We start from the raw sequence: 24,628 nt of genomic DNA, 5'->3' as shown, positions 1-24,628 counted from the left end.
ACCCGACCACTTCCACGTGGTCGCCGACAGCGACCACCAGGACCCGCGCCCCCGGCTCGGTGGAGCGCCAGCGGTGCCGGACCCCGCCCGACAGCAGCAGCGTGTCCCCGCGCCCCAGCCGGTGGATCCGCCCCTCGGCCTCCACCTCCACCGAGCCGTCCGCCACGTACATCAGCTCGTCGTTGCGGTGCCGGAACTCGCGGTCCGCCTCGTGCTCGCCGGTGAACTCCAGCGCGTGCAACTGATGGCGGCCGCGCACCACCGGCCGGACGCGCGCCTCCCGGTCGAGGCCGCTGTCGTCGCCCGCGCGCACCACGTCCACCGTGCGGGTCTCGTCCGAGGCCGCGAGGAGCTGTACCGCCGTGGTGCCGAGGGCGTCGGCGATCCGCTGCAACGAGCGCATGCTGGGGCGCGCCCGGTCGTTCTCGATCTGGCTCAGGAACGGGGAGGAGAGCCCGCTGCGCCGTGCCACCTCGGCGAGCGTCAGGTCGAGCGCCCGGCGCCGGCGGCGTACGGCGGCACCCACCCGAGGTGTGTTCCCGGCCTCCATGGTCGTCCCGTCCCTTCCCGCCCCGCGGCGCCGCTCTCCCTGGCCGACAGCGCCTGACGGCACCTTACGCGGCGCACGGCGAGAACCCGGAGGCGGTTTCGTACTGCCGACACATGCCCGTCACACAACCTCTCTACCGTCAAAGTCGGTTGTTCTGATCAAAGAAAATTTGTCGAAGCGAGGATTCCGACGTGCCCCCGATCGACCAGAACTCACGCCGGCGGCGCCCCACCGGCCTCATCGCCCTCGACGAGACGGCCGTGTGCGACGGCTACACCCTCTACGCACCGCTCACCGGCACCGGCGAGGTCTACCTCATCGACATCCACGGCCGCACCGTCCACCGCTGGGACCTCCCGTACCGGCCCGGCCGCCACGCCCGCCTCCTGGCCGACGGAACCCTCGCCTACAACGGGGTACTCCCCGGTGAGAAGGCTCTCTTCCCGATGTGGCACAAGTACCGGGGCGGCGTCATGCTCCGCGCGGCACCCGACGGGACGATACTGCGGGAGCACCGCGACCCCCTCCAGCACCACGACGCCCACCACCTCGACGACGGCCGGATACTCTATACGGCCCTCGAGCCCCTGACCGGGACCCAGGCGACGGCCGTACGGGGCGGAGTGCCCGGCTCCGAAGCCGAGGGCGGCGTCGTCTGGGCGGACACCATCAGGGAGGTCGGCCCGGACGGCGAACTCCTGTGGTCCTGGCGCGCCGCCGAGCACCTCGACCGCGCGTCCTTCCCGCTGCACGAGGCCTACGCCCGGGAACACTGGCCCCTCGTCAACAGTGTCACGCCCTTGCGGGACGGCAACATCCTCGCCAGCCTGCGCAGCGTCTCGGCCGTCGTCGTCATCAGCCGCGAGACCGGCGAGATCCTCTGGCGCAGCCGCCCCGGCACGGTCAGCCAGCAGCACGCGCCCACCGAACTGGACGACGGCCGGCTGCTGGTCTTCGACAACGGCGTCTTCCGGCCCGGCCACGACGTGCCGTACTCCCGCGTCATCGAGATCGACCGGGCGGACGGAGACGTCGTGTGGGAGTACCACGACCCGGCCCGCGAGTTCTTCTTCGCGCCCTTCATGGGCTCGGCGCAGCGCCTGCCGAACGGCAACACGCTCGTGACCGACTCTCCGTCCGGGCGGCTGTTCGAGGTGACGAAGGACGGCTACCTGTGCTGGGAGTACGTCGTCCCGTACTTCGCCGGCTACGACGAGAGCGAGGTCCGGGGCCTCTTCCCGTCCGAGCCCAACGCCGTCTTCCGCGCCTACCGTTACCCGGCGGCCGACATCCCGTGGCTGGAGGAGACGGCATGACCGGTATCCAGGTCCCGCCTGCCACCCGCTCCGCCGAGGCCGTCGACGCGCGGGTGCCGTTGGGGCGGCTCGTGCCGCTGTCCGTCCAGCACGTCCTGGCGATGATCGCCGCCCCCGTCTCCACCGTCTTCCTCGTCGCCGGCACCCTGAGGCTGCCGCCCGGCGCGACGGCCTCGCTGCTGAGCGCCGTCCTGCTGCTGTGCGGCGCCGGTGCCCTGCTCCAGTCCCTCGGCGTATGGCGGATCGGCGGCCGCCTGCCGTTCGTCATGCTGCCCGGCGGTGCCGCGACGGCGCTGTTCCTCCAGATCGCCCAGGAACACGGCGCGCCGACCGCCGCCGGCTCCGTCCTCCTGGCGGCAGCGCTGCTGCTCGCCGTACTGCCCCTGTACGCCCGCGTCGTACGGCTCTTCCCACCCCTGGTCATGGGCGTGACCGTCCTGCTCATCGGGATCACGATGATCCGCGTCGCCGCCCGGCTCGTCACCGGCCCGGAGGGCAGGGGCGAGCCGCGCGCGGTGCTCCTGGCCGCGCTCACGGTCGCGGCGACCGTCGCCGCGTACGTGTTCCTGCGGGGCGTCTGGCGCCAGACCTCCGTGCTCATCGGGATGGCGGCCGGAACAGCCGTGGCGGTGACGACCGGCCTGGGCGCCTTCGCTCCCGCGGCCGGCGAAGGGTTCGCGCTGCCCGCTCTCCTGCCCTTCGGTCCACCGCACTTCGACCTCGTGGCCGCCCTTCCGCTGCTCGTGTTCAGCCTCACCACGCTCGCCGAGATCACCGGGCAGACCGTGCTCAACAGCGAGACCGTGGGCCGGACCCCCGTCCCCGAACGGGACGTTCCGCGCGTCGCCCGCGCCGACGCCCTCGTCTCCCTGGCCGGCGCACTGTTCGGCACGTCCCTCATGGTCACCAGCGCCGAGAACATCGGCATCGGCCGGCTCACCGGAGTCCGCAGCCGCTTCGTGACCGCCGGGGCGGGCGCGCTCCTGGTCGCCGCCGGCCTGGCCACACCCGTGTCCCGGGCGCTGGCCGGCATACCCGAGGCCGTCGTGGGCGGCTCCTCGCTCGTCGTCTACGCCGTCATCGCCGTCATGGGCGTCGAGATGCTCCGCCGAGCCGACCTGTCCGGCACGGGCACGGGCAACCTGACGGCCGCGCTCGCGCTCACCATGGGGCTGCTGCCACTGCTCGTACCGGAGTTGTACGCGGGCTTCCCCGGCTGGGCCCGTACGATCCTCGGCAGCGGCGTCGTCGCCGGAACCCTGACGGCGGTCCTCCTCACCGCGCTGCTCGGCCGCGAAAGGGGATATCGCGGCGGGCGAGAAGGCTCTCGTCGGGCAGGTGAAGAAGTCCCCCGGAGGGGACAAGGCGGCTGAGGACGCGATGGGTGGGAAGGAGACGGCCGGGAAGTTCACCCATAAAACCGGAAACGTGGACCGGTGGCCGTTCCATGCCCCGGCGATCAGGACTCAGCAGGCTATGCCCTGCTCCCGCAACCAGTCGCATTGGGTCTCACCCGAGGACTTCGGCCGGTCGACACCCGGTCGCATGGTACGGAGTTCCTCCGCCGTGGCGTTCTTCGGCCATTCCGTGGGGCTCGCCGCGGAGGTGGGGACCACGCGTCTCGGTGTGGAGGGACCGGGCGCCGCGGGCCGTGAGGAGGCAGCCGCCGCGGAGGCGTCCGCCGAGCTCGGCGAGGGACTGTCTTCCGCCGCCCGGTGAGTGACCGTCTGCCGGGACGGCGCAGGCTTGTTCTCCGGCGTGCCCGGCGACGGACTCGAGGCGGGGGAGGCCGCCCCTGAACTGCTCGTGCACGCCGCGACTCCAGTGCTGACGCCGACGACCAGCAGCGCGGCCACGGCACGGGCCATCGCGCTTCTTGCGCCCATGTCGCTGTTCCTCCTCCAGGCGATTGATCAAGGCGCCTGAACTGTACGGTCAACGGGAGGCCTGCCGCACATTCGTGCGGCCGTACGCGCCTCAGGCGGCCGGCCAGCCGAGGCCGCGACGTCCAGCCCGCGGGAGCCTCGGCCACCGCGCGCAGGCGCTCGCGGACCGGTGTACGGGGGAGTGTGCTCGTGGAGAGCGGACCGGGGTCCACGACGGTCACGGTACGGCTGCCGCTCCGTGGCTCGGGGCCGAGTGGGCGTGGTGACCGCGGTGACCGCCCCGGCGTTGCCGGGCCGGTCAGCGGTGCAGGAACTCGATCAGGTCCTGGTTGAACCGTTCCTTGTCGCCGGGCACCATGGCGATGCCGTGGGAGCCGCCCTCGTACACCTTGAGTTCGGCGTCGGCGATGATCTCGGCGGACTTGCGGCCGGTGGCGTCGATGGGGACGACCTGGTCGTCGTCACCGTGGACGACGAGGGTGGGGATGTCGAACTTCTCGAGGTCGTCGGTGAAGTCCGTGTAGGCGAAGGCGTCCACGCAACGCACGCCGCCTTCGATGGTCTGCGCCATCGCCATGTACCAGAAGGCGTCCTTGTTGCCCTGCGTGACCTTGTTGCCGGGCCGGTTGGCGGAGAAGAAGCCCTCCGCGGTGTCCTTCCAGAACTGCGAGCGCTCGTTGAGAATGCCGCTCTTGATCTGTTCGAACACCTCGTCCGGTACGCCTGCGGGGTTGTCGTCGGACTTCACCATGACCGGCGGGACCGCGGACAGCAGGACCGCCGAGCGCAGGCGCCCGGTGCCGTGCCGGCCGATGTAGCGGGCGAGTTCGCCGCCGCCCATGGAGTGCGCGACCAGCGTCACGTCGGTCAGGTCGAGGTGGTTGATCAGGTCGTTCAGGTCGTCGGCGAAGGTGTCGAAGTCGTAGCCGTGCCAGACGGGCGTGGAGCGGCCGTGGCCGCGGCGGTCGTGGGCGATGCCGCGGAATCCGGCGTCGGCGACGGCCTTGAGCTGGTCCTGCCAGGCGTCGCCGTTGAGCGGCCAGCCGTGGATGAACACGACCGGGCGGCCCCGACCCCAGTCCTTGTAGAAGATGTCGGTTCCGTCGCGGGTGGTGCACACCGGCATGGTCGGGTCCTTTCGGGGAGGGGTTCGGGGTGCCGCCGGCCGGGAGCGGGCCCGGAGGCGGTGGGCGGGACGGTCTCGAAGAAAGGCGTCGGCGATGCGGCTGCCGGTCGTGCCGTCGGCGGTCCGCCGGGCGTCGCCCATGACCTTCGGTCGGACACGGCCGCTCCTTCACGGTGGCAGGGCACTCCGGGGACCCGGCGACGACGGGAACAGCGAGCAGCGGCGTCTCACCGGCGTCAAGGCCACGTGTCGCCGGCCGGCAAGGGCACACGACGGCGCTTGTGACGACACCTGCCGTCCCTCGGCCTCCCTCCCACTATCCGGACTCGGTGCCCCGGCGGCAATCCGGGCCGTTCGGGCGCAGGCTCCATGGCTCGCGGCACGAGGATTGCCGGCCATTCGGATCCGGGCCGGTGGAATCGGCCTCTCGGGAGGCCGTGTCACGTTCCGCACGCTGATCTGCCGGGTCGCGCGGCGGAGCGCGGCACCCGTGGGAAGCCCGTCCGTCCGGGGCGTGGCCGGAAAGCATGGCCGGCGCCCGCGGGCCGGGGTTCGCGGACCGTGCAAGGTGTATCAACGGAACGGTACCGAGGCGGAAGCCTCGGAAGATCCGTGGCGCGTATGGGGGAAGCATGGCGCGTTGGAGCGAACTACCGGATTCGCCGGATCGGACGGGCCGGCGACTCGTCGCGCGGTCACGACGACGCCACCGCGAGACGGTCCCGGGCGTCGTCGAGGGCTTCTACGGGGCGCAGACCACCGCCGCGGTGACGCCTCCGCTGGACGAAGCCGGGCTGCCTGCGAACGGCGCCGTGGCCTCGCAGTGCCGGCGGGTGCCGCGCCGATGACCGCCCCCGCACCGGAGTGCGCGGCGCTGACCGAGGGACTCCGCGCCGTCAGAGCGCGTACCGGTCTGAGCCTGACGGGACTGGCCGAGCGCACCCCGTACAGCAGGTCGTCCTGGGAGCGTTACCTCAACGGCAAGAAGCCGGTACCCCGGCAGGCCGTCGAGGCGCTGTGCGCGATGGCGGGAGAGCCCTCCGCGCGGCTGCTCGCGCTCTGGGAGCTGGCGGACGCCGAGTGGAGCGGGCGGGCCCGGTCCGCCCGTCCCGCCGTACCGTCCGCACCCTCGGTGCCCCCGGCCTCCGCGGGTCCTCGGGGGACGGGCGCCTTCGGCAGGGTCCGGCGCGCACACTGGTTCGTCGTGGGTGCGGGCGTGGCGGTGGTGATCGCGGCGATGACCGGCGTGCTGATCGTGGTGCTGTCGGTGCTGAACCCGGGCACCGCGCATCCGGCGAGGGCGGCGCTGCCTCCGCTGGATCCCGCTCCCGGATGCCAGGGCAGGACGTGTGACGGAAAGGATCCCGACCGCGTGTTCTGCGGACTGCCCGGCCGGGTGGACTCCCTCGGGCCCGAGCATCGCACCGCGACCGGCGCCCATATGGAGATCCGGTACAGCACGGTGTGCGACGCCGCGTGGGGCCGGATCTGGCACACGAGGGTCGGCGACGCGATCGAGCTCTCGGCCCCCGGCGTCCCGTCGCGTCGCATCGTCGTCAAGAACGCGGTGGACACCACCGTCTACCGTTTCACCTCGATGATCGGCGCCCCGTCCAGGGCCACCCTGCGCCTCTGTTTCCTGCCGGTGTCCGGCACGGGTGGGAGGGAGTGCGTCTCCCCCGGCTGAGGGGAGGCCGAGCGGGGTGGGACCTCCCCGGAACGAAGAGGCGGGCTGAGCGGATGGTTGGCCGTCGCCCCGCCGAGTCGCGGAACATCGCCGTGACGCCGCGGAGCGCCGCCTGATCGAGATCCTCGTCCCCCTCCTGGAGGAGGGGGACGTATTACCAGGGTGACGCCGAGCTTCGACGCCGGGCGTTTCCCGCAGGCCGCCGAGCTTCGGTTGTTCCTCGCGTAAGCCGGACATGTGCGAGCCCGGCCCGGATCGAAGGTTCCCGGGCCGGGCCGCCGTTCACCTGCCGGTCAGTTCGACAGGCCGGCGAACATGCCGGGGTCGTAGGAACCTCCCCGCATGCGGGTGATCACGCCGAACCGGTTGGCGGCGTTGATCACGGCGACCAGGGAGACCAGCGCGGCGATCTGGTCGTCGTCGTAGTGCTTGCGCACCTGGTCCCAGGTCTCGTCGGACACGCCCTGGTGGGCGTCGGCGATCCGGGTGCCCTCCTCGGCGAGCGCCAGCGCGGCCCGCTCGGCCTCGGTGAACACGGTGGACTCGCGCCAGGCGGCGACCAGGTTGAGCCGGACCGAGGTCTCGCCTGCGGCCGCCGCCTCCTTGGTGTGCACGTCGACGCACCAGCCGCAGCCGTTGATCTGGCTGGCGCGCAGCTCCACCAACTCCTGGAGGGCCCTGGGCAGCGACGACTCCCGGATCGCCAGGCCGACGTTGTAGAACCGCTTGCCGACCTTGGCACCGAGCTCGTTGGTCATCAGGTTGATACGGGGTTCCATGGCTTCGTCCTCACTTGTGCAACGACCTGCCGTCGCGGATCGTTCGCGTGGCGTCCTGACGAACACGAGATGCCGGTGCCCCGCTTCTCGTGACAACGACGGCTGTGTGACGTGCGCCACCGCGACCGGATGTCACAAAGCGGTGGGGACCGGCATCTTGCGTGTGGACCAGTCGAGAGCGAGCAGGCGGGAGTCGGCCATGAGCGAGAGCAGCGGGCGAACAAGGGACACAGCCGAGCCGCTTGCCCGAGGCGACCGGATGACCACCGCCACCGAGGTGTTCGTCGCCCACCGCAATCTGCTGTTCACCGTCGCCTACGAGATGCTCGGCTCGGCCACCGACGCGGAGGACGTCCTGCAGGAGACCTGGCTGCGGTGGGCGGGCGTCGATCTCGACACGGTGCGGGAGCAGCGTGCGTTCCTGGTCCGGATCACCACGCGCCAGGCGCTGATGCGGCTGCGCACGCTCCGCCGGCGCAAGGAGTCCTACGTCGGCACATGGTTGCCCGAGCCGCTGTTGACCGCTCCCGACGTGGCCGAGGACGTCGAACTGGCGGACAGCGTCTCGATGGCGATGCTGCTGGTGCTGGAGACACTCGGCCCGACGGAGCGGGCGGTGTTCGTGCTGCGCGAGGTGTTCGACCTGGACTACGACGAGATCGCGGAAGCCGTCGACAAGCCCCCGGCCACGGTCCGCCAGATAGCCCACCGCGCGCGGGCGCACGTCGCGGCGCGCCGACCGCGCGGGAGCGTTTCTCCGGCCGAGGCCCGAGACGCGCTCGACGCCTTCCAGCGGGCGGTCGAAACAGGCGACCTGCAACGGCTGGTCGACATCCTGGCGCCGGACGTCGTCTTGTTGGGCGACGGTGGCGGAGTCGTGCAGGCTGTGCTGTCGCCCGTTGTCGGGGCTGCCGAGGTGGCCTCTTTGGTCGCCGGTCTGGCCAGGTTCGGCGACGCGGCGTCGCTGCGGTCGGCACAGGTCAATGGCCACCCGGCGCTGATTCTCCGGCTCGACGGCGAGATCAACACTGTCCTGGCGGTGCGCATCGACGACGGCCTTGTCACCGGGCTCTACGCCGTGCGCAATCCTGAGAAGCTGTCACGGGTCGAGCGGGAGAACGCTGTCAGTCGCTGAGTCCGAAGTGCCCCGTCGGCCGCTCTGTCAGACGGGTCGCCGGCCGACGACGACTCTCAACCTCTCCGCTCCGCTTGCCGAATGGGCCGCGGTCACGGCACGATGACGAGGCCGCGCGTGTGCCGGGCCGGGCCGATGACGAAGGCGCCCGTCAGCTGCCGCAGCAGGCTCAGGTCCTGGTAGTCCCTGAGCCGTGAGGCGCGTCCGGCGGGTGCGCTGCGCCGCCGACCCCCCCCGTCCTGGTGGGGGTGATGCCGGTGGCGACCCCGTGGCACCGGCCGCGCAGTACCTCCTCCAGCCCCTGGGTGCCGGCGGCGGCGCCGTCGTCGAAGCGGAGCGGCGGGCGTGCAGTACCTCGCCGCGTCGCTCGGACGTCGTCGCTGATCCTGCGCGGCCTGTCGAAGACCACCCGGTCTCCGACAGGCCGCACCGTTCGTAAGCGCGCGGAAACGCGCCCGGCAAGGCTCGTGCCGGCGCGCACGCGGCGCGAGCGTCGTCCCTGTCCCGTCGGCGTTTGACATCCCCGCCAGGCATCCACCATGCTTCCACTAATTCATTAATACAAGCATGGTGGAGCCGAGGAACACGACGTGATCGACTACCGGATCGACCGTGGCAGCGGCGTACCGGCCTACGTGCAGATCCTCGAGCAGACCGAACGGGCGCTCCGGATGGGCACCTTGCGGGTCGGGGACAAGCTGCCCACGGCCAAGGAGGTGGTGGCGGCGACCGGCATCAACCCCAACACCGTGCTGCGGGCCTACCGCGACATGGAGCGGGCCGGTCTGGTCGAACTGCGCCGTGGCCTCGGAACCTTCGTGACGCGCTCACTCGCCCGGCCCGGCGCGGAGAACGACTCCCCGCTGCGCCGGGAGGCCACCGACTGGGTGGCCCGGGCGCGGGCCGCGGGGCTGGAGCGGGCCGATGTCCTCGCCCTCGTCACGGCCGCCCTGGACGCCTACGACAACGAGCACGACAGCAAAGCCCCGGGTGACCGGGGAGGGAAGAAGGAGGACGCATGACCGGGCCTGACGCGTCGGCCGCGCTGTGCGCCACAGGACTGGCGTTCCGGTACCGGAGGCGGGGCGACCGGGCCCTGCGGGACTGCGAGTTCACCGTTCCCGGCGGCCGTATCACCGCCCTCGTCGGACGCAACGGCGCCGGCAAGAGCACACTGCTGCACCTGGCCGGCGGACTGCTCCGGCCCACGTGCGGGCAGGTGCGCGTGCTGGGCGCCGTACCCGGGACGTCGCAGGCCCGCGCCCGCGTCGCCCTGCTCACCCAGGACAAGCCGCTCTACCCGCGGTCCACCGTGGCGGACACCCTGCTGATGGGCGAGAAGCTGAACCCCACCTGGGACCGGCCGGCCGCGGAGCGGATCGTCCGCGCGGGCGGCATCCCGCTCCACGCCCGCGTCGGCGAGCTGTCCCCGGGGCGGCGCACTCGCGTCGCGCTCGCCCTGGCACTGGGCAAGCGACCCGAACTCCTGCTCCTGGACGAGCCGTTGGCCGACCTGGACCCCGTGGCGCGAGGCGAGATCATGGCGCAGCTGATGACCGAGGCCATGGATCGCGGCATGAGCATCGTGCTGTCCTCGCACGTCCTGCCCGAGCTGGAGGAGACCTGCGACTGGGTACTCGTGCTGCGGGACGGCCGCGTCGAGCTGAGCGAGGACGTCGAGGAACTGCGCGCGAGCCACGCGGTGCTGACCGGGCCCGCCGGTCAGGCCGACACCCTGGCCGGAGCACACACCGTGGTGCGGAGCCGCACCGGCGGCAGACAGCTGACCGCCCTGATACGGCAGCGTGGACCGCTGCGCGGCGACTGGCATGTGCAACGGCCCGGACTCCAGGACATCCTGCTCGGCTACCTCCAGGCCGGCGAGCCGGGGCACCCCGCCCCCGCCGAGCGGACGGAGGCGGCGGCGTGAAGGGCTCCCTCTGGCTCGCCTGGCGCCAGCAGCGCGTGCCGGCCGGTCTCGGCGCGGCCGCCCTGATCGTCGCCGTCGCCATCGCCGCGTACTACCGCTCGGGCATGCTCGAGGCCCTCCACAGCGGGCTGTTCGACCACTGCGCACCCGGGCCGCTGTACTGCACGCGGGCCGACACCGGGCTGCCCCTGCTGCTGGACGTCGAGCCCCTGAAGTACCTCGGGGCGCTGAACATCGCCCTGCCCGTCATCATCGGCGTCTTCTGGGGCGCCCCGCTCCTGGGCCGCGACCGGGAACTGGGCACCCACCGCATGATCCTCGCCCAGGGCGTGAGCCGCGGTCAGTGGTTCGCCTCCCGGTTCGCCCTGGCCGCGGTGACCACGGTCGTCCTCTCCGGTCTGCTCGCGGGAGTGTTCGCCTGGTGGTGGGGGCCGGCCGCCGACCGCAGCTACGGCCTGTTCTGGTACGACAACACGGCCCTGAGCGGCTCCGGTCCCCGCGTGGTGGCGGCGGCCCTGTTCGGGCTGGCGGCCGGCACCCTGCTGGGCCTGCTGGCCCGCCGGGTGCTGGCGGCGATGGTCCTCACCCTGCTGGTGACCGGGGTGGTGACGCTCCTGCTGGAGTGGACGCACCGGGCCCGGCTGCTCGTCCCCCCGCACACCTACGTCAGCGCCGGCATCATCCCGAAACCACCGATGGGCGAGAAGTGGTCGACCGGCCACTACGGCCTGATCACCGCCACCGGCCGCCACGACGACGTGCTGAACTGCCCCTTCCCGTCGGGCGCCGAACTCAAGCAGTGCATGGCGGCGCACGGGTACGTCGCCCGCTTCTACGAGGCCAACCCGGCCGGCGACTACTGGAACTTCCAGTGGACCGACACCGCCGTCCTCGGCTCCCTCGCCGTACTGCTCACGGTCGTCACCGTGCTGCTGCTGCGCCGTCGCGTCTGACCACGGCGACCGCACCGGCACCCATCACCTTCACCCCGTTCCCCTCCTGCCCCCCTTCCCTTCCTTCCCTTCCTTCACCGACGATCCCTTTCGCACGGAGGTCGCTTAGCCATGCCCGCCGACGCCAAGTCGCCGAAGAAGCTGCGCAACAACCGCGCCACCCTGACCCACAAGAGCGGTTACGCCCTGCGTCATCCCGGCCGCGTCCTCCCGTATCTGCGCCGGGCCGGCCGGGACGCGTGGCTGCGCCTCAAGCACCCCGACCACGTCGGCTACTACCGCGCCGTGATGGCCTCGGACACCCGCCGCAACCCGGAAGCCGCGGTCGGCAGCCAGACCCACGACCGCTGGCTGGCGCTCGGGCAGATGCAGTTCGACTACCTCGTCGAACACGGGCTGCGTCCCGGACACCGCATGCTCGACATCGGCTGCGGCAACCTGCGCGGCGGCTGGCGCTTCATCAGCCACCTCGACACGGGCAACTACTACGGCATCGACATCTCGCCCGACATCCTGATGGCCGCCAAGAAGACCCTCGTCGAGCGCCGCCTCCAGGACAAGCTGCCGCATCTGACCATCACCGGCGATCTCACCCTGGACTTCCTGCCCGACGACCACTTCGACGTCGTCCACGCGCACAGCGTCTTCTCCCACTCGCCCCTGGAGGTCGTCGACCAGTGCCTGGCACACGTCGGGCGCGTGCTCACCGGCACCGGGTTCTTCGACTTCACCTTCGACCGCACCGAGGGCGCCGAACACCAGGTGCTGCGCGAGGACTTCTACTACCGCACCGAGACCCTCCTGGACCTGGCGCGGCGGCACGGACTGCACGCACGGTTCATGGAGGACTGGGAGAAGCGCCCGCACGGCCAGTCGAAGATACGCGTCAGCCGCTCGCCCCTGCCCACCGTCTGAACCGGCCCAGGTCGCGACATGTGGTCCGACAGACCATCTCCCGGACCGCGGCACGGGCCTGCGCGCCTGGCCGCGGTAGACGGACTCCGCCTGGTGGCAGCGCTCATGGTGGCCGCGTACCACTTCCTCGGGACACCCACCCCGCACTTCTGGGGCAGGACGCAGCTCAGGGACCTCGCACCGGTCCTCCACGAGATCAGCCGCTACGGCTGGCTCGGCGTCGAGTTCTTCTTCGCCATCAGCGGCTTCGTCATCTGCATGAGCTGCTGGGGGCGGACTCCCGCACAGTTCACCGTCTCCCGCGTCGCACGGCTCTTCCCGGCCTACTGGTGCGCCGTACTCCTCGTCGTCGCGCTCGTCCTCGTCTCGCGGATGGCCGACTGGCCGGCCGCCACGTGCGTCGACCCCCGTACCGTCCTGGGCAACCTGACCATGGCTCCGGGCCCGCTGGGACTGGAACCGGTCGACGGAGTCGCCTGGACACTGTGGGTGGAGGCCCGGTTCTACCTGCTGATGGGCGTGCTGCTCGTGTTCGGGCTGTCGTACCGGCGGGTGACGGCCTTCTGCGGAGCCTGGCTCCTGGCCGGCGTCATCGCCCGCGAACTCCGGTCGCCCTTCCTCGACGAATTCGTACTGACCCGATACACCGGCCTCTTCGTCATCGGCATCGTCCTGTACCTCATGCACCGGTTCGGACGGAGCCTCCTGCTGTGGCTGCTGCTGGGTTTCGCCTGGTGCTACCAACTCACCGTGCTCGAACTGAGGGTGGCCGACCACGCCACCGTACCGCCCGGTGAGAGCCGGCCGTCCTGGTTCGTGTGCGCGACCGTGCTCACGTCGTGCCTCGCGCTGTTGGCGCTGGCCGGTGCCGGAGGACCGCCGGCGAGGCTGCGCCGCCGCGGGCTGGTCACCGCGGGGGCACTCACCTACCCCTTCTACCTCGTCCACCAGAGCATCGGCATCCCCTTGGCCAAAGGTCTGCTGCGGGCCGTTCCGGGGCTGGGGCCGCTGCCCGCGATGGCGGTGTCCGTGCTCTGCATGCTGGGGCTGTCCCTGCTCATCCACACCACGGTGGAGCGCCGGCTGGGACGCCTGCTGAGACATCGCCTGACACACGACCTGCGGCTCCAGGACCCCGCCGTCGAGCCCTACGCGCACACCCTCCGGTAGGGCACCCCGGCAGGAAGTCCGCCCATGCCGCCCGGGAGAGGCCGCCGCCGGCCCGTGCGCACACCTCCGCCGCGACGGAGACCGGCGCGGGCGCACAGGCGTGCGAGGTACGTCCTGGTTCGCCACGTACAGGCTGTCGCCCCTGCCGTCGCCCCGGAACACCGGGCTCGGCACCTGGTCGGCCGGCGCGGGGAGCGCCGTACCGAGCGCCTGGTGCGGGCCGACGTCCCACAGCCGTACGGTGCCGTCCAGTCCGCCTGGCGCCAGGACGGCTCCGTCCGCGGAGAAGGCGAGCGCGGTGACCGGGGCCGCCGCGTCCTGCCGGTGGCCGGTGAACAGACCGGAGAACGCACCGCGCCGGCGCGTCAGCGTGCCGTCCAGCAGGGTGACCCGCCCCGACGCGTCACCGGCGGCCACGTAACGGCCGTCCCGGCCGAGCGCGAACTGCGAGACGTCGCCGCCGGCCCCCGGATCCGCCTGTCACCGAGGGCTGCCAATGAGGAGGTCGCAGGCCGAGAGATCGTGGTCAGGTCTGTGAGAGACGGTCGTGTAGCCGGGCGTGGCGGAACTGGTAGACCGAGCCGGCCTGGCGCAGCACGCCACGGCGGTGGGCGTCTTCGAGGAATTGGTTCAGCCGCAGGGGTGTCCGCCCGAGAAGCGCGAGCCAAACCCGGCTGAGCAGGTAGACGCCCCACGATCGGGACAGTGCCGTGGTGAGTCCGATGGCGAGCCCGAATACCGCTCCTGCCGTGAGGCCAAGGCTCAACGGAATGTGCTGGGCCATTGCCTGGCCGCCGATGGCGAAGCCGGCGAGCCCGTAGCTCACGCTGCCGATGTACCGGAATGCGAACCAGCCGAACAATGCCGACACCAATCCGGCCGGCAATGCCCGGGCGAAGTGAAAGGGGTCCGCGACCGCGCCGAGGTGGGAGTGCGGCTGGCTGACGGAGATCGCGAAACCGTAGAACAGCCCGATGGACACGGCCACCGACAACGCGAACGCGAGTGTCGCGAGACGGTCCTGAGCGTAGGTCGTCGCCGGGCTGGACGCGCGGCTTATCTCCCGCGGCGCCTCCAGCCAGACGTGCAGTCCCATGCTGAACCCGAAGGCGAACGCGAGTATGACCACCGTCCAGGTCGGGAGTGACCAGACCGCCCCGATCACGAAACCGATGACCAACCCGATCACGAACCGGCCGAGGAACGGCAACGCCGTGCGCCGGAAGCGAACCTTGACCCGCAAGGGACCCGACCGTGTTCCCCAGCCGTGGGCGGCACAACCGCCCACGGCGGTGGAAAGCCCGTAGACCCAGGCCAGGACGGGGCCCCTGGCCAGCAGTCCGGCGATCGCGAACAGACCTGCCACGGGCAGGCTGAAGACGAGTCCGCGTACGGGCCGGGGCAGCGCGCGGACCAGGTGCTCCCAGGCGAAGTCCCGGGTCTGCAGGTGCCGTAGGTGGCGAGCGAGGAACGTGAGCCATTGTTGGGCCTGTTCGGGACCGTAGTCCCGGACCGCCGCGGTCTGCGGTCCCGGCGGTTGAGGAGGTCGGGCATATACAGCGGGGACCCACGTGTCGAGCAGTTGGTCCTCGATCGTGGTCCGGTCGGGGAACCGTCGCGGATCAAGGAGTTCTCCCGGGTCGCTTGTGGGGTCGCGGTAGGCCGTCCGGGCGAGGTCGACCATCAGCGGGGTGGACAGCGCCTGTGCGAGTGGGCCGTCGCGGTGGTGGCGCAGGTGTTCGACGACGGGTTGCCAGCGGGAATCGCCGCGGTGGTGGCGGGCGGTGAGGAAGGTGATGGCGTCGTCGAGTTCGACGGGTTCGATCTCCACCACCGCGGCGCCGGCAAGGATGGCGCCGTGCCGGACCGCGTTCTCGTACTCGTTGGTGCGGCAGGTCACCACGAGTGGCCGGCCGCCCGCCATCGCCTGGTCCATGGCGTCGACCGCGGCGGTGTGCAGGCCGGGTGCCATCTCGTCGAGGCCGTCCAGCACCGGTATCACCCGCTCATCGGTCACCAGGAGCGTCGCGGCATCGCGCCCGTACGCCTTGGTGCTGCCCAGACCGGGGTACTCCTCCAACAGCCTGCGCGCCAGCCAGGTGTGCAGGTGGTCTCGGTGCGGATTCCAGGATGTCAGCGACATCAGCACCGGCGTCGGATCGCCCGGCGTGCGGTCGGCCAGCAGCCCGAGGGTCAGCAAGATCGCCAGCACGGTCTTGCCTGCCCCCGGCTCTCCGAGCACCACCAGTTGACGTACCGGAAGCGACCGAAACTTCGAGGCCACGTCAGAGATGTCACCACAGAGCGTTTCACTCGCGCCCGTCACCGGCCGACCGGTGGTCGACCACCGTAAGCGTATCGGCGCCGGCCGGTGCAATGAGCGGATCTCGGCTTCCGCGGTCCACTGCCGGGTTATGGCGGTGGCCAGTTCGCGGGCCGCCCGGTCCAGTCGGGTGTCAGGCGTGGACTCTTCGGCAGCGGCGGTCGGGGGCGCGGCGGTCGCGGGCGGCCCAGAGGCGGCCAGGTCCGGGTCAGCGGTCAGGATCCGCTGGTGCAGCTGCCGCAGGGCGGGACCGGGGTCGAGACCGAGTTCGTCGGCCAACCGCGTCCGAGTCTGTTCGTAGCGGGCAAGGGCGTCGGCCTGCCGGCCCGACCGGTACAGGGCGAGCATCAGCTGCGCCGCGAGTCGCTCGTCCCACGGGTATTCGCCGGCCCGGCTGACCAACGTGGGCACCAACTCCGTGTGCCGGCCCTGCGCCAGCCGCAGATCGGTGAAATCAAGCTCGGCCGCGAACCGTTCCTTCTGCAGGGCGTCCCGGACGTCGTTCAGCCAGGGCGTATCCATGCCAGAGAACGGATCGCCCCGCCACAATGCCAGCGCTTCGTCGAACAACGCCATCGCGTCCGAGCCGTCCTCCGCCGCGCGCGCTTGCCGTACCAGCTCACCGAACCGGTGCATATCCACCAGGGCTTCATCGACCGAGATCAGGTAGCCACCGGTTTGTCGAAGGATGTCCACCCCTGCCATGACAGCCAAAGCCTTGCGCAACCTGTGCAGGTAACCGTAGAGCGTGTCCCGTGCGCGTTGCGGGGGCCGTTCCGCCCACACCCGCTCGACCAGCTGGTCGACAGACACGATCCGATTGGCCTCCACCAGCAGAACGACGAGCACCGACCGCTGTCGGCGATGTCCCAGATCGACCAGTTGGCCATCGACACGGGCCTCGACGTCCCCGAGCAGGCGGAACTCGGCCGTCATCATCCCCTCCTCGGACGCTCCCGGACATCGTTCACTCCGGCGTTGCCCACTCATCGCCAGGCACCACCCCTGGCGAACAATCGGTCGCACACGTGTCTCACGGCCGCCGAGCAGACCAGGCACCGTCGCCACGGTTCCCCTCGTTTCCAAGCCCCCCGCGTCTTGGATACCCCGCCTCAACAGCGGATACAAGATTGATACCAGGTTTGCACCCGGGCGGCCGCCCACAGTTGTCCGTGCGATCGCCGGCCAGCCCCGAGGGGAAGGGCGCCGACCGCGCTCTCGTCCGCGCAGCAGGTCCGCGGGCCTGACTCCGAAGGCGCGGATGGCGGCCGGCAGCCGTCCGCATCGCGCACGGAATCCAGTGACATCCCGAAAGGAATCGCCGTAATGCACAAGTTCACCGCGGCAGCCACAGCCGCTCTCGCCCTCGGCAGCGGGCTGGCGCTCGCGCCGGCCGCGTCGGCCGGAGCCGCCGTTCCGGCACCGCGGTCCGTTGTGGCGTCCAGCGTGCGGGCAGGCGGTGCCCTGACTGCGGGTGGGACGGCCCCGGCTTGCATCCACCGCACCGTCACCCAGCCGACACCGGAATACCAGCACGTCTTCCTCTACAACACATGCGGCAAGACGATGCACGTGAAGGTCATCGTCAACTACTGGCGTGACACCAGCTGCGTGAAGATCAAGAACCGGCATCAGAAGGTCTTCACCCTGAACTTCGGCACATACCGTAAGACGGTCGTCTGCTAGCCAGTCCTGGAGCCCCAGGGCAACTGCCGCAACCGACCGTTCCAGGCGCCCGGCAATCCGCTGACGCACTTCGTGCGTAACAGCAGGCGGGCCGTGGGCTGCGACCACTTCTCCACCGACGTCTCCTCCCTTGCCGACGGGCGCTCGTTCGCAGGGACCGCCACCCAGGCCGGGGCCTTATCGCCTGACATCCTGGCCACCATCGTGTGAGCCGGCGGAACCGCACCCGTTGGCACGGTCAGGCAGCAGTGGCTCCATCGGCTGCTTCGCTCTCCGGCGGAGCGTCGGCCTGCCCGAGCGGGGCCTCGGCGCCGGTGAGGTCTTCGATCACACCGGGGTCGAGCTCCGCGGCACGATGGAGCAGACGCATCCGCTGCGCGGGGGTCAGGCCCAACGCGTCGTCCATGACGAGGCGTTCCAGTGCGGCGGCGACGTAGCCGGGCGCGGCTGCGGCCAGGGCCTGGCGCATGGCCTCGTCGGAGACGTCTGCCGCGGGCAGGCCGGCGACGTAGTGCGCGGCGATGCAGTACGTCTCGACCGCCCGCGTGTTGATCCGCTCCAGAGCGGCCTGCGCGTTGGAGTCACCCTGGTCGGCGCGCAGGACGAGGTCCACCTGGTCGTGGCCGTCGGCGGCCGTGGTCACCGGTCGGAGACCGGATGCGGTGGACCGCTCGGGGGCGGCCTCCTGCACCACCTCGGCGGCCCGGATGTCCTTGGGCGTGCGGCGCAGCTTCTGCATGAACCGGCGCGCCCCTTCCTCGACGTACGGGGTGGCAACCTCCAAGGCAGTGGTCACCACGGCACGCGCGGCGTCCACCGCGATGTCGGCGGCGCAGTTGAGGAGGAGGTTCCTCAGGCCGTCCCTGTAACCGTCGTCGTACCGGTCGTCGGCGTCGAAGAGTTCGGCCTGGGTGACGAGCGAGTTGTCCCGGTCGTCGCGGGCGGTGGCCCGCATCCCGCCGGAGGAGGCGCGGGAACGGTCGAGGTGGGTGCCAGGGGGGTACACGGCCCACACCAGCTTGCGATTCGGCTCCGGCCTTCGGGAGTTCGTCATGACGGAACTGTAGAGGGCCGCACCGACAGCGCGGCGGTGAAGGAGGTATCGCGAGGCCGGCGGCGGTGGCGCCGGGGCCGATGAGGTGTCGGCCGAGGTGTCGGCCAGGCTCGGGCCTGATGATCACCGGCGGGCTCGGCGGTCAGGAGAACAGCCCGCAGCGGCGGTCAGGCAGACGGTTCGACGGTGTTGCGTTGCCTTTGTGCCTCGCGGACAGGCGGCCGGCGGTCTGCCGCCCGCCTGTCCGCGGCCCTGCCCGTACAGCCCGGCTCGTGGCGCCGCTTTCGCCGCCCGGGACAGCTCCCGGACGGCCATCGGCTGTTCTCCGGCCGGCAGTGCCGGTCAGTCTTCGGTCGTCTGGGGGAGTCCGTCGTCCAGGACGATGCGGATGGTCTCGCCCTGCCCGGAGACATCGGAGAGCTTGGCCGCGATACGGGTGTAGGAGGTCACGGCCAGGGCCCAGTCGCCCTGCTGCGGAGCGGCGGTGGAGCGGGTGTTCCACAACTCGATCAGCAGGGCGATGAGGGAGCGCCCGGACAGGACGGTCCGGACGCGGCCTTCCTTGAAGTCCTCGACGGCGGACGGGGTGCGGAAGTGGCTGTGGCCGAAGGCCAGGGCGGCGAGCCACTCCCAGGTGTCGCGGTGCGCGATCAACTCCGCGGAGGCCACGCCCGCGGCCTTCAGGAGAAGGACACCGTGGGCGACGTCCGGGTCCGCCGCGCCTGTGGCGGCGGGAGGCCGGGCGAGGGGCGTGCCGGGGCCCTGGAAGGCGGCCTCGATGGCGTTCTTGAGAGCGAGGTCCTGGTCCTGGTCGCCGGGCCCCGGCTGCGGCTGGTGCTCGGTGTTCTGCATGGTTCCCCCCTGCGAGTCGGTGTCGGTGGTGGCCGCCGGATGCGTTGTGCCGGGGCCGTTGGTGTCCCGGTCGGCCCCCGCCCGGGGCTCCGGCGGGCGCGCGCTGTCCTCGAAGTGCGTCCGTGTACTGTCGTCTGTCCTCTCGTCGGTCACCTGCGCCAGTACGAGGGGGCGGAGTACGTCGACGAGGTTCAGCAGTTCGCGAAGCTCGCCCCGGGTTTCGTCCAGGTCGCTGATCATCCGGTCCTGGCGCCGGAGTGCTTCCCGGTTCTCCTCGCGCAGTCCGGTGACGTCTCCCTGGATGAGTTCCATGGTCTTCGCGGGAGCCCGGACGAGTTCCTCATGGAGCGCGCTCAGCCCGACCGTGGGATCGTCAAGGCGATCCAGGCGATCCAGACGATCGAAGCGGTCGAGGCGGTCGAGGCGGTCAAGTTTCTTCTGTATCGCCTTCAGCTCCGCCATCGCCTCGCCGAACGCTTGTTTCCACCCCACGTGACCACCTGATTACTCGTAGCGATGTGACTGCTCCTATCTCCCCACGGGAATCCCGGATGACGCGACGGTTTTCAGCCACCTGACCGGGGCGCCGGGATGATCGGCAAGGGCACGTGCGGAAGCCCGCGTCGGCAGTGATCACTGCCGACGCGGGCTTCCGCACGTGCCCGTCGTCCGGGCGGTCTGGACGGAGTTCCGCGTCCTGCGCGGATCCGCCCCTGGTCAGGGCCTGCGGACCTCGTACTGGAAGCAGCCGTACTCCACCGCCCGTACGTGCACGAGGGCGACCTCGGGGTCGGTGAAGGCCGTGTGCAGGGCCTGTTCCACGACGGTCTGTGCCTGGGCGGGGTCGACCGGCAACTGCACGAGCGTGCCTCCGGTGATCCAGCCTTGGTCGTTGTAGCGGCGGAAGACGCGCTGGGCCCCGGTCTCGGCGAACGGGTACCCGGACGCCGGATCCGGGCCCTGGCAGGCGTCGGCGTGGATGAAAACCGGGCCCACCTCGTCGTAGGCCGCCGGGTCGGCGCCCACCTCCGCCGCCCATCGGCGCAACGGGGCGTACGACACCAGCGAGATGCGCTCTCCGGCACGGCTGCGGCGCAGACAGCAGCGCAACGGCGATCCGTCCGTGTCGTACACACGGGCACGGGGGACCGCGCCGGCGTCGTCGCGTTCGCGGAGCTCGTCGAGGACGTGGGGGGCGATGGCGAGCGGCTGATGAGTCAACGGTGTCATGCCTTCAGGCTGCGCGACCGAGGCCGGCGGTGCTTGCGGGAATCCGACATCGAGTTCGGCCTCGGCCGGGGACACGGAGCGGCCGGCGGGGATGGCACCGGCGCCGGCCGGGCCGCGCCGCCGGCCTCGGGCATAACGCGAGGTTATGGCGAAGTGTTAGTACCCGGGTCACGCCTCCTTCCCGAAAGCTAGGTCATGTCCATGCCGTAAAGGCCGTCCGGTGGCGGCCCGGCTCCATGGACACGGCCCGCGCGGCCGTCCACCCCACACACGTGCGCTTCCCCAGGCGCCCCTCCGGATCGAGGACCCTTGCGTATATCAAGGCTCGCGCCCGCTCTCGCCGCGGCGGCGGTCTCCCTCCTCGCGCTGTTCGCCCCCACCGCCTCCGCCGCGCCGACGGCGGCCCCCGTCACCGCCAGGGGTTCCCAGCCCATCATCGGCGGCGGGTACGCCGGCAGCGGCCCCTGGGCCGCCCGGCTGTACTCGAACGGCCAGGAGACCTGTACGGCCACGATCATCGCCCCGACCTGGGTGCTCACCGCGAAACACTGTGTGGCCGGCGGCGGCTCGCTGTCCTTCCGCGTGGGCAGTCTGGACCAGTACAGCGGCGGCACGGTCGCCAACGGCGTCCAGACCTACACCCACAGCGCGGACCTGGCGCTCGTCCGGCTCGACCGCTCCGTCCCGACCACCTACGCCTCCCTCGGGCAGCCCGGCACGGTGCGGGTCGGGCAGAACGTGCAGGTGTACGGCTGGGGCGCCACCTCCCAGTGCGGCTCGGAGATCAACTGCCAGTCCCGCTACCTGAAGGTCGCCAACGTCACCGTGGCCGGCGGCTGCACCGACGCCTACGGCGGCTCCGCGATCTGTGCCTACCGGGGCGACGGGATCACCGCCGGCGGTGACTCCGGTGGTCCGATGATGGCGAACGGCGTCCAGGTCGGAGTCGCTTCGACCAGCGACCGGCAGTCGAACACGGCGTACACCAACGTGACGGCGTACCGCTCCTGGATCCAGTCGGTCGCGGGCGTCTGAACCGGCCCGTCCGCCTGCCCCGCCCCCTGTGGAGGCGGGGCAGGCGTTATGTAGGTTATGGGTGACGGTTGATCAACTCCAAGGAAAACCCATGCCACTTGAGCGCTCGCTGAGCAACGGCGGCGTGCCGCACTCCGCCCGGATCTGGAACCACTGGCTGGGCGGCAAGGACTGCTACGAGATCGACCGGCAGGTCGGTGACCAGATCGCCGCGGGCAACCCGGCGATCCTCGACATCGCGCGAGCACAGCGGGCGTTCCTCGCCCGCGCGGTCGAGTACCTCGTCGCCGAGGCCGGCATCCGCCAGTTCCTCGACGTCGGCACCGGTCTGCCCACCGCCGAGAACACCCACGAGGTCGCCCAGCGTCTCGCCCCCGAGGCCCGCATCGTCTACGTCGACCACGACCCGATCGTGCTGGCACACGCCGAGGCCCTGCTCACCAGCACGCCCGAGGGCGCGACGGACTACATCGACGCGGACCTGCGCGACCCGGACTCGATCCTGGAACAGGCCGCCCGCACACTGGACTTCACCCAGCCGATCGCGCTGCTCCTGCTCGGGATCACCGCGCACATCACCGACGATTCCGTGTACGACGTGGTGGGCCGTCTGACCGACGCCCTGCCCTCCGGCAGCCACCTCGTACTGTGCGACGACACCGAGGTGCTCGACCCCCGGCAGATGCGCGAGATGATCGAGCAGTGGAACCAGGCGAGCGACAACCCGCGCGTCAACCGCAGCCCGGAGCAGCTCGCCCGGTTCTTCGACGGCCTGCGACTGCTGGAGCCCGGACTCGTGTCGGTCTCCCGCTGGCGTCCCGCGGGCACCGGCACGGCGCTGCCGGCCGAGGTCGACGACTTCGGAGGCGTGGCACTGAAGCCGTAGCGGCAGCCGCTCGGGACCGGGTGCCGTCGGCGCGGCGACCCCTTGGGGAGTGGACACCGCGGCGGAGGCACCCCGCTCAGGACGAGGCCCGTCGGCGGTGCAGGGCGGCGACGGCCCCCAGCACCACGCCGACCGCGATGACGGTCAGCCCGCGCGTCCACACCTCGGCCTCCACCCGCGTGGCCAGCAGCACACAGGAGACCGCCCCCAGGACGGGGACGCCGGTGTACGCCCGGAAGTGCGGGTGCGCCGGGCGGTCGCGTCGCTGGACCAGGACGGCGGTGTTGACCAGGAAGAACACCACGAGGAGCAGCAGCACGAGGGTGGAGGCGAGGGTCGCCACGTCCCCGGTGAGCGCCAGCAGGAAGGACAGGGCGGTCGTGGCCGCGATCGAGGCCCACGGAGTGCGCCGCCCGGGGAGCACGCGGGTCAGGAAGCGGGGGAGGAGACCGTCCCGCGCCATGCCGTAGGCCAGCCGGGAACTCATGATGCCGGTGAGCAGCGCGCCGTTCGCGACGGCGACGAGGGCGATGGCGCTGAACAGCTTCGGCGGTACCCCGCCCGCCTCCCTCACCACTTCGAGCAGCGGACCACTGGAGCGGGCCAGGGTGCCGGTGGGGACGGCGGCCGAGGCGACGACTCCGACGAGGACGTAGACGGCCCCCGCCGTCACCAGGGCGCCGAAGAGGGCGCGCGGGTACGAGTGACGCGGGTCGCGGGTCTCCTCGGCCACGTTGACGGAGGTCTCGAAGCCGACGAAGGAGTAGTACGCGAGCACCGTTCCGCTCAGGACGCCGGCGGCGGCCCCGGTGTCGGCGGTGCCGAGCCGGAGCAGCCGGCCGGTATCCCCGTCGCCGCGCAGGAACAGCCAGACCCCGAGGCCGACGACCAGGAGCAGGCCGCCGACCTCGACGACCGTCGCCGCCACGTTGGCGCGGGTGGACTCGCTGATGCCACGGGCGTTCAGGAGAGCCAGGCAGCACAGGAAGACGGCGGCCACCAGCACCACGGGCAGGCTGACGAACGCGGTCAGGTAGTCGCCGGCGAAACCCCGCGCCAGCGCGGCGACGGACACGATGCCCGCGGCGAGCATGCAGTAGCCGGCGAGGAAGCCGGTGAACGGGCCGTACGCGAGGGTGGCGTAATGGGAGGCACCGCCCGCCCGGGGGTATTTCGTGGCGAGCTCCGCGTACGAGGCCGCGGTCAGAAGGGACAGCAGCAGGGCGAGGAGCAGCGGCAGCCACACGGCACCGCCCGATTCCGCGGCGATCTGGCCGACGAGGACGTAGACCCCGGCGCCCAGCACGTCGCCGAGGATGAAGAAGTACAGCAGTGGGGTCGTCAGCGTTTTCCTGAGCGCGGTGGTCCCGCTTCGCGGTGAGTCTTCTGTTGTGGGCGGGGAGGGAGTAGTCACCACTGCCGCCTACCCCCTGCGGTGCGACCGCAGACGGAACGGATGTGGCGTGCGCCGAACGGCCCGCCGGCGCTGTCATCCGCGGCCGCGAAGGCCGGCCGGCGCCTCGCCAACCCCCGTCCGGCTTTCACCGGCCGACGGCGTGCCCGCGATCCATCCCTGATGTACCTTTCGATACATATGTTCAATTTTGTTGGTGGGCTTCGGTGACGGATCGCCGACGAGGAGAACGGGATGACCGAGTCACGCATGGCGGCGCCGGTCACGCAGGTCGCACTGCCCTGGGCAGCCGACGGCCTGTCCGGCTCGCCGGAGGAGGGGCTCCGGGCCGGGCTCGCCGCCCCCGCTCCGGCCCGGCACCGCAGGATTCCGTCGCGCTTCGGCTACGACGAGACCGGTTCGCGCCTCTTCGAGGAGATCACCGGGCTGCCCGAGTACTACCCGCCCCGGGCCGAGCGGCGGTTGCTGACCGAGCACGGCGACGACCTGGTCGGCCTGGCGCGCCCGGCCGAGCTGGTGGACCTCGGGGCGGGCAGTGCCCACAAGTCCGAGATCCTGCTCGCGGCGATGGACGGGCACGGTCCGGTGCGGGCGTACACGGGCGTGGACGTCAGCCCCGAACCGATGCGGCAGGCCGCCGACCGCATCCGGCGGCGGTGGCCGGAAGCCCGGGTCACCGCCGTGCACGGCGACTTCCTGGC

General features: G+C 71.3%; 24 protein-coding genes and 1 pseudogene. 15 read left to right on the top strand and 10 right to left on the bottom strand.

Annotated features, from left to right (window positions below; all coding sequences use genetic code 11):
• The coding region (locus H5J33_RS02220) for a helix-turn-helix domain-containing protein (protein WP_181793088.1) at positions 1-550 on the bottom strand (550 nt) is incomplete at its 3' end.
• A 191-nt stretch (positions 551-741) separates the two neighbouring features.
• Between H5J33_RS02220 and H5J33_RS02215 the strand changes: the two genes are divergently transcribed.
• The 3 genes from H5J33_RS02215 to H5J33_RS02205 all read left to right on the top strand — a co-directional run bounded on the left by H5J33_RS02215 (position 742) and on the right by H5J33_RS02205 (position 3,792).
• On the top strand, positions 742-1,866 hold the full coding sequence (locus tag H5J33_RS02215) for an aryl-sulfate sulfotransferase (RefSeq protein ID WP_181793087.1): 1,125 nt from the start codon (positions 742-744) through the stop codon (positions 1,864-1,866).
• Positions 1,863-3,239 (top strand): uracil-xanthine permease family protein, encoded by a 1,377-nt coding sequence (locus H5J33_RS02210; protein WP_181793086.1) that lies wholly within the window; start codon positions 1,863-1,865, stop codon positions 3,237-3,239. The genes H5J33_RS02215 and H5J33_RS02210 overlap by 4 nt, the downstream gene beginning before the upstream one ends.
• 373 nt (positions 3,240-3,612) lie before the next feature.
• Positions 3,613-3,792: a hypothetical protein gene (locus H5J33_RS02205; protein WP_181793085.1), complete on the top strand. Its 180-nt coding sequence runs from the start codon at positions 3,613-3,615 to the stop codon at positions 3,790-3,792.
• A 258-nt stretch (positions 3,793-4,050) separates the two neighbouring features.
• Here the strand turns inward: H5J33_RS02205 and H5J33_RS02200 are convergent, their stop codons facing one another.
• Positions 4,051-4,878 carry an alpha/beta fold hydrolase gene (locus H5J33_RS02200; RefSeq protein WP_181793084.1) on the bottom strand — a complete coding sequence of 276 codons (828 nt, stop codon included), beginning with the start codon at positions 4,876-4,878 and terminating at the stop codon, positions 4,051-4,053.
• Between the two features lie 844 nt (positions 4,879-5,722).
• On the opposite strand from H5J33_RS02200, the gene H5J33_RS02195 reads away from it, so the two are divergent.
• The gene (locus tag H5J33_RS02195) at positions 5,723-6,565 is read left to right on the top strand and encodes an XRE family transcriptional regulator (RefSeq protein WP_181793083.1); all 843 of its coding nucleotides are present in this window, start codon (positions 5,723-5,725) and stop codon (positions 6,563-6,565) included.
• 293 nt (positions 6,566-6,858) lie between these two features.
• On the opposite strand, the gene H5J33_RS02190 is transcribed toward H5J33_RS02195, so the two are convergent.
• Complete coding sequence (locus H5J33_RS02190) at positions 6,859-7,344, bottom strand: carboxymuconolactone decarboxylase family protein (RefSeq protein WP_181793082.1); 486 nt, start codon at positions 7,342-7,344, stop codon at positions 6,859-6,861.
• Positions 7,345-7,543: 199 nt separating this feature from the next.
• On the opposite strand from H5J33_RS02190, the gene H5J33_RS02185 reads away from it, so the two are divergent.
• Positions 7,544-8,479, top strand: a complete 936-nt coding sequence (locus tag H5J33_RS02185) for an RNA polymerase sigma-70 factor (RefSeq protein ID WP_181793081.1) — start codon at positions 7,544-7,546, stop codon at positions 8,477-8,479.
• 92 nt (positions 8,480-8,571) lie between these two features.
• On the opposite strand, the gene H5J33_RS02180 is transcribed toward H5J33_RS02185, so the two are convergent.
• The gene (locus H5J33_RS02180) at positions 8,572-8,754 is read right to left on the bottom strand and encodes a hypothetical protein (RefSeq protein ID WP_181793080.1); all 183 of its coding nucleotides are present in this window, start codon (positions 8,752-8,754) and stop codon (positions 8,572-8,574) included.
• 315 nt (positions 8,755-9,069) lie between these two features.
• On the opposite strand from H5J33_RS02180, the gene H5J33_RS02175 reads away from it, so the two are divergent.
• From H5J33_RS02175 to H5J33_RS02155, 5 genes are all read left to right on the top strand, one after another.
• Positions 9,070-9,501: a GntR family transcriptional regulator gene (locus H5J33_RS02175; RefSeq protein ID WP_181793079.1), complete on the top strand. Its 432-nt coding sequence runs from the start codon at positions 9,070-9,072 to the stop codon at positions 9,499-9,501.
• On the top strand, positions 9,498-10,409 hold the full coding sequence (locus H5J33_RS02170) for an ATP-binding cassette domain-containing protein (protein ID WP_181793078.1): 912 nt from the start codon (positions 9,498-9,500) through the stop codon (positions 10,407-10,409). Before H5J33_RS02175 ends, H5J33_RS02170 begins: the two co-directional genes overlap by 4 nt.
• The gene (locus tag H5J33_RS02165; RefSeq protein ID WP_181793077.1) at positions 10,406-11,362 is read left to right on the top strand and encodes a transporter; all 957 of its coding nucleotides are present in this window, start codon (positions 10,406-10,408) and stop codon (positions 11,360-11,362) included. The genes H5J33_RS02170 and H5J33_RS02165 overlap by 4 nt, the downstream gene beginning before the upstream one ends.
• Before the next feature lie 111 nt (positions 11,363-11,473).
• Positions 11,474-12,277, top strand: coding sequence for a class I SAM-dependent methyltransferase (locus H5J33_RS02160; RefSeq protein WP_181793076.1), 804 nt, complete (start codon positions 11,474-11,476; stop codon positions 12,275-12,277).
• Positions 12,278-12,370: 93 nt separating this feature from the next.
• Positions 12,371-13,447, top strand: a complete 1,077-nt coding sequence (locus tag H5J33_RS02155; RefSeq protein ID WP_399552747.1) for an acyltransferase family protein — start codon at positions 12,371-12,373, stop codon at positions 13,445-13,447.
• Between the two features lie 237 nt (positions 13,448-13,684).
• Here the strand turns inward: H5J33_RS02155 and H5J33_RS38225 are convergent.
• Positions 13,685-13,864: pseudogene (locus H5J33_RS38225) on the bottom strand (WD40 repeat domain-containing protein); the annotation flags it as partial.
• A gap of 109 nt (positions 13,865-13,973) precedes the next feature.
• A complete protein-coding gene (locus H5J33_RS02145; RefSeq protein ID WP_181793074.1) occupies positions 13,974-16,706 on the bottom strand; it encodes a BTAD domain-containing putative transcriptional regulator in 2,733 nt (910 codons plus the stop codon).
• Positions 16,707-17,096: 390 nt separating this feature from the next.
• On the opposite strand from H5J33_RS02145, the gene H5J33_RS02140 reads away from it, so the two are divergent.
• Positions 17,097-17,456 (top strand): hypothetical protein, encoded by a 360-nt coding sequence (locus H5J33_RS02140; protein ID WP_181793073.1) that lies wholly within the window; start codon positions 17,097-17,099, stop codon positions 17,454-17,456.
• Between the two features lie 238 nt (positions 17,457-17,694).
• On the opposite strand, the gene H5J33_RS02135 is transcribed toward H5J33_RS02140, so the two are convergent.
• Both H5J33_RS02135 and H5J33_RS02130 read right to left on the bottom strand, forming a co-directional pair.
• On the bottom strand, positions 17,695-18,510 hold the full coding sequence (locus H5J33_RS02135; protein ID WP_220211857.1) for a hypothetical protein: 816 nt from the start codon (positions 18,508-18,510) through the stop codon (positions 17,695-17,697).
• A 342-nt stretch (positions 18,511-18,852) separates the two neighbouring features.
• Positions 18,853-19,674, bottom strand: coding sequence for a hypothetical protein (locus tag H5J33_RS02130; RefSeq protein ID WP_258564825.1), 822 nt, complete (start codon positions 19,672-19,674; stop codon positions 18,853-18,855).
• 30 nt (positions 19,675-19,704) lie between these two features.
• On the opposite strand from H5J33_RS02130, the gene H5J33_RS37030 reads away from it, so the two are divergent.
• Complete coding sequence (locus H5J33_RS37030; protein WP_258564824.1) at positions 19,705-19,866, top strand: hypothetical protein; 162 nt, start codon at positions 19,705-19,707, stop codon at positions 19,864-19,866.
• 213 nt (positions 19,867-20,079) lie between these two features.
• Here the strand turns inward: H5J33_RS37030 and H5J33_RS02125 are convergent, their stop codons facing one another.
• Positions 20,080-20,592 (bottom strand): DUF1203 domain-containing protein, encoded by a 513-nt coding sequence (locus H5J33_RS02125; protein WP_181793071.1) that lies wholly within the window; start codon positions 20,590-20,592, stop codon positions 20,080-20,082.
• 309 nt (positions 20,593-20,901) lie between these two features.
• Between H5J33_RS02125 and H5J33_RS02120 the strand changes: the two genes are divergently transcribed.
• Together H5J33_RS02120 and H5J33_RS02115 are read left to right on the top strand one after the other, a co-directional pair.
• Positions 20,902-21,627, top strand: coding sequence for a trypsin-like serine protease (locus H5J33_RS02120; RefSeq protein ID WP_181793070.1), 726 nt, complete (start codon positions 20,902-20,904; stop codon positions 21,625-21,627).
• A 91-nt stretch (positions 21,628-21,718) separates the two neighbouring features.
• Positions 21,719-22,513, top strand: coding sequence for an SAM-dependent methyltransferase (locus tag H5J33_RS02115; RefSeq protein ID WP_181793069.1), 795 nt, complete (start codon positions 21,719-21,721; stop codon positions 22,511-22,513).
• Positions 22,514-22,589: 76 nt separating this feature from the next.
• On the opposite strand, the gene H5J33_RS02110 is transcribed toward H5J33_RS02115, so the two are convergent.
• A complete protein-coding gene (locus tag H5J33_RS02110; protein WP_181793068.1) occupies positions 22,590-23,927 on the bottom strand; it encodes an APC family permease in 1,338 nt (445 codons plus the stop codon).
• A gap of 234 nt (positions 23,928-24,161) precedes the next feature.
• On the opposite strand from H5J33_RS02110, the gene H5J33_RS02105 reads away from it, so the two are divergent.
• Positions 24,162-24,628, top strand: a 467-nt coding sequence (locus H5J33_RS02105; protein ID WP_181793067.1) for an L-histidine N(alpha)-methyltransferase, incomplete at its 3' end; no start/stop codon positions are given.

Origin of the sequence: Streptomyces sp. WELS2, from assembly GCF_013870595.1 — a bacterium.
Lineage (GTDB): Bacteria > Actinomycetota > Actinomycetes > Streptomycetales > Streptomycetaceae > Streptomyces.
The sequence above is the reverse complement of the archived record's forward strand: the minus strand, read 5'-3'. Positions and strand labels throughout refer to the sequence as shown.

Bases quoted from the DNA above. Each gene is read 5' to 3' on its own strand.
- H5J33_RS37030 (WP_258564824.1), top strand. From the start codon at position 19,705: ATGGAGCGCGCTCAGCCCGACCGTGGGATCGTCAAGGCGATCCAGGCG.
- H5J33_RS02135 (WP_220211857.1), bottom strand. From the start codon at position 18,510: ATGACGAACTCCCGAAGGCCGGAGCCGAATCGCAAGCTGGTGTGGGCC.
- H5J33_RS02200 (WP_181793084.1), bottom strand. From the start codon at position 4,878: ATGCCGGTGTGCACCACCCGCGACGGAACCGACATCTTCTACAAGGAC.
- H5J33_RS02170 (WP_181793078.1), top strand. From the start codon at position 9,498: ATGACCGGGCCTGACGCGTCGGCCGCGCTGTGCGCCACAGGACTGGCG.
- H5J33_RS02185 (WP_181793081.1), top strand. From the start codon at position 7,544: ATGAGCGAGAGCAGCGGGCGAACAAGGGACACAGCCGAGCCGCTTGCC.
- H5J33_RS02145 (WP_181793074.1), bottom strand. From the start codon at position 16,706: ATGACGGCCGAGTTCCGCCTGCTCGGGGACGTCGAGGCCCGTGTCGAT.
- H5J33_RS02125 (WP_181793071.1), bottom strand. From the start codon at position 20,592: ATGACACCGTTGACTCATCAGCCGCTCGCCATCGCCCCCCACGTCCTC.
- H5J33_RS02210 (WP_181793086.1), top strand. From the start codon at position 1,863: ATGACCGGTATCCAGGTCCCGCCTGCCACCCGCTCCGCCGAGGCCGTC.
- H5J33_RS02195 (WP_181793083.1), top strand. From the start codon at position 5,723: ATGACCGCCCCCGCACCGGAGTGCGCGGCGCTGACCGAGGGACTCCGC.
- H5J33_RS02115 (WP_181793069.1), top strand. From the start codon at position 21,719: ATGCCACTTGAGCGCTCGCTGAGCAACGGCGGCGTGCCGCACTCCGCC.
- H5J33_RS02190 (WP_181793082.1), bottom strand. From the start codon at position 7,344: ATGGAACCCCGTATCAACCTGATGACCAACGAGCTCGGTGCCAAGGTC.
- H5J33_RS02160 (WP_181793076.1), top strand. From the start codon at position 11,474: ATGCCCGCCGACGCCAAGTCGCCGAAGAAGCTGCGCAACAACCGCGCC.
- H5J33_RS02140 (WP_181793073.1), top strand. From the start codon at position 17,097: ATGCACAAGTTCACCGCGGCAGCCACAGCCGCTCTCGCCCTCGGCAGC.
- H5J33_RS02130 (WP_258564825.1), bottom strand. From the start codon at position 19,674: ATGGAACTCATCCAGGGAGACGTCACCGGACTGCGCGAGGAGAACCGG.